Genomic DNA, 3,736 nt, shown 5'->3' on the forward strand with positions numbered 1-3,736 from the left:
ATAAAGTCTCTCAAAAAGAATATGACGATATTATGATTAAAAAAATGAAAGAAATGAGTGAAATGGGCGGCGGACCTGGATCAAGAGGTGGTATGCAAATGAGATTTTCTAGATAAAATATTAAAATATCAATTTATAGCCTCGTCCTCTACAATTAATAATTTCAATTGTAGTATCGAGGCTTAATTTTTTTCTCAATTTAGTTATAAATACATCCATACTTCTACCACTAAAAAAATCATCATTTCCCCAAACAGCGTTAAGTATTAAAGCTCTTTCAAGTACTTGCCCTTTATTATTTACAAAAAACTCTAATAATACAGATTCTCGATTTGTAAGTTTATATATTTTATCGTTAAATATTAATTGCTGGGATTCTGTTTCAAATGTATAAAGTCCGATAAGAAATTTTGTAGAATTAGTATTCTGAATTTTATTGGTTAGCGCAATTATTCGTACAATTAGCTCTTCGATGCTAAACGGTTTTTTTATATAATCATTGCAGCCAATTTTAAAACCTTTAACTACATCTTCTGTTTGCGATTTAGCAGTTAAAAATAATATAGGAACGTTTTTATTTGTTTGTCTAATTTCTTGTGCTAAAGTAAAACCATCTCTCTTGGGCATCATTACATCTAAAACAAGCGCATCAAAGTTTGATTTTTTAAAATGCTTCAGTGCAAGTTCACCATCTTCACATAAAACTACCTCAAAATTTCTACTTTCTAAGCTTTCTTTAATTATAATACCTAAAGATACTTCATCTTCGGCAAGCAATATTTTGACTTTTTTATTCATTTGGTAACGCTATCCTAAAATTAGTCTCATTTGTTCGAATTAAATCAATTTTGCCTTTATGCATTTCGAGGATTGTTTTTGTATAATATAATCCAATGCCGTAACCTTTAACATCGTGTAAATTTCCTTTTGGAATTCTATAAAATTTTTCAAAAATTTGATTTTCATTTGCCTTTGTTATGGAATTACCATTATCTTTAATTTCAATAATCAATAATTTTTCTGAATTAAAACAACTAACATCTATAATATCCCCACCATATTTTATGGCATTATCTATTAAATTTGATATGGCATTTTCCAAATAAAATGGATCTGCATTGTAAAACATAACATTATCTTGAAAATGAAATGAAATTGATTTATTAGAAGTCATTAAATGTTTTTCAGTAATTGACTTAATAAAAGAAACCATATTTATTTGTTCCTTGTTCAATTGAATTTCTTTGACATTTAATATCGCCGTTTCCAATATTTTTTCAACCATTTTTTCTAGTTTTTGTAACTGTATAAATGATATATCAATATATTTTTTATTTTTAACTAGGTCATTATCTGGATTAAAATTACTCATTCCTTCTAAGGCAGAACCAATAGTTGTAATTGGCGTTTTAAATTCGTGTGTGATATTATTGATAAAATCGTTTTTTATTTCGTCAATCTTTTTTTGCTTTTTAATGATTACAAGAAGAAAAAACAAACAACTTACTACCGCTAAAGAAAACAATAAAGACAAAATCAATTCTACACCCATACGATTAATAATAATACTTTTTGAGTAATTATAATTAAGATAAATCGTTTCTTTAGGTTTGAAATAAGTGGAATTCGGTTTGATTTGAAATGGTAATTTATTTTTACTTTTTAAGTAAGTAAAAAAAAGAGCGTCGTTTTTATAATGACTAAATTCATAAGTTAAAACAATACTTTTTCTTTTTAAATCGGATTGAAAAATAGAGTCTAAAGTTTTATATTTAATAGTATCATTAACAAATGTCATACTAATTTTATTGCGATACTTTTTGTTTTTTTGAATGGAATCCATAGCTTTTTTCCCTTTCAAAACAATAATATTATCCTTTTTGTCTTTTTTAGCTATTATAAATTTATCAGAAACAAAAACAGAATCAGATTGTTTTAAAGCTTTCGCATTTTTAGAAAAACTGTAATGTTTTGAAGAATCACGTTCAATTTTTACAGCACTTAATTTTATGCTAGGAGTATTAATTCTAAATGAATCTAAATTGTATTTTGGACTTGTTTTTTTTGACAAAACAATGGTATCTATTTTTGGAGAAACAACATAGGCTTTTCTAGTATTCTTATCCTTTATGTCATTATAATTAAATGATAAATGAGTAAAATGGTTATTAGCTTTAGGCGTTTTCTTTTCTCTTTTTAGTTTTTCACCAAATATTGAGTCGGTTTTAATTTTATTCATAAAATCTTCAATTTGAATTGTAGAATCCGAACTAAAGACTGTTATAAATTTATCTTTTGAAGCTTCATCAAAATAAAACTCTAAAGATTTATCGAAAGCAATTTGAATCTCATTTTTAAGTCTAACTTCGTTAGATTGATAATTCTTATAATTCCAATAGACTTGCAAACAAATTGTAAATAAAATTATCCCTGTAATAAAAGCGACTATTTTCTTAGTATTTAACTTCATTCTTCAAAGATATATACAATTTTATAATAAATATGAACGTTAACAATCGTTAACAATCATTAACGATTGATTAAAACAAAACAACTTTTCTTTGCATAATAACTAAAAAATGTAAAAATGAAAAAAAATGTATTAATTACGCTATTTATACTAATCTGTACACATAGCTTCTCACAAAATTTCCAAGGAATAGCTTATTACACTTCAATTAGAAATATGAGTGATACTCAAATCTCAAGTTCAACTTTAGATCCTGGAATGCAAGAAAAAATATTAGAAAGTTTAAAAAAAGGTATAGAAAAAAACTATATTCTAACATTTAATGAGCAAGAGTCGATTTATCAAACGGAAAAAAAATTAGATTCGCCACAACCAAATGGAGGAGAATTTCAAGTCCGATCTAATTTTTCAGGTAATGGATCAAAGTATTATAAAAATTTAAAAACAAATAATTTTATAAACGAAGGAGATATATTTGGTAAAGAATTTTTGGTTTGCGATTCACTTGAAAAAATGAATTGGATCATTAAAGATGAACAAAAAGAAATTGGTAGCTACAAATGTAATAAAGCACAAATTATAGTTCCAGTAACAGAAAAAGATTGGAAGAAATATGAAGAATCTAAAAAAAGAATAGAAAGTGGACAAACAAATTTTATTACATTAAATGAGCCTAAGGAAAAAATTATCGAAGCCTGGTATACTTTAGATATTCCAATTTCCAATGGACCCGATAAATTTTGGGGACTTCCAGGATTAATTCTTGAATTACATAATGGAAACACAACCATTTTATGTTCTAAAATTATTTTAAACCCAAAAGAAAAAACGGAAATAATTAAACCTAAAACAGGCAAAAAAGTAACTCAGAAAGAATTTGAGGAATTAAAAGAAGAAAAAATAAAAAGTATGACTAATGAAAATGGAGTTATAGAACTTAAATCTAAATTCTAAAAATAAAATTTTTAAAATTTGTAACAAATAAAAAAAAAATAGTCTAATAATTATTTATAATAGTAGCGACTTATAATATAAAAAATTCAAATTATGAAAAAAATATCTAAATTCTGTTTACTACTTTTCTCTGCAACGCTTTTTGGGCAAGATTTTTATGGAAAAGTAGAATATCAAACCATTCAAAATAAATCTAAAAAAGAAGCTGTTTCTATTTCAAAAGAATCTGAAAAAGAATCGGCGAAAGATGCTTTAGCAGGAATAGATAAAGAAGCGTTTGAAGAAGCTATGAAAAAAGCATTTCAAAAAAAC

Annotated in this window: 4 protein-coding genes; 2 read left to right on the forward strand and 2 right to left on the reverse strand. The window is 25.4% G+C overall.

Going from position 1 to position 3,736, the window contains the following annotated elements; all coding sequences use genetic code 11:
* Positions 1-120: 120 nt before the first annotated feature.
* Positions 121-798 carry a response regulator transcription factor gene (locus ACIQ11_RS09475; protein WP_396154378.1) on the reverse strand — a complete coding sequence of 226 codons (678 nt, stop codon included), beginning with the start codon at positions 796-798 and terminating at the stop codon, positions 121-123.
* Positions 791-2,470, reverse strand: coding sequence for a sensor histidine kinase (locus tag ACIQ11_RS09480; RefSeq protein WP_396154379.1), 1,680 nt, complete (start codon positions 2,468-2,470; stop codon positions 791-793). The genes ACIQ11_RS09475 and ACIQ11_RS09480 overlap by 8 nt, the downstream gene beginning before the upstream one ends.
* Before the next feature lie 117 nt (positions 2,471-2,587).
* Here ACIQ11_RS09480 and ACIQ11_RS09485 point away from each other — a divergent pair, with 117 nt between their 5' ends.
* Together ACIQ11_RS09485 and ACIQ11_RS09490 are read left to right on the forward strand one after the other, a co-directional pair.
* A complete protein-coding gene (locus ACIQ11_RS09485) occupies positions 2,588-3,424 on the forward strand; it encodes a GLPGLI family protein (protein WP_396154380.1) in 837 nt (278 codons plus the stop codon).
* A 93-nt stretch (positions 3,425-3,517) separates the two neighbouring features.
* The coding region (locus ACIQ11_RS09490) for a hypothetical protein (protein ID WP_396154381.1) at positions 3,518-3,736 on the forward strand (219 nt) is incomplete at its 3' end.

Source organism: Flavobacterium sp., from assembly GCF_044361065.1.
Classification (GTDB): Bacteria; Bacteroidota; Bacteroidia; order Flavobacteriales; family Flavobacteriaceae; genus Flavobacterium.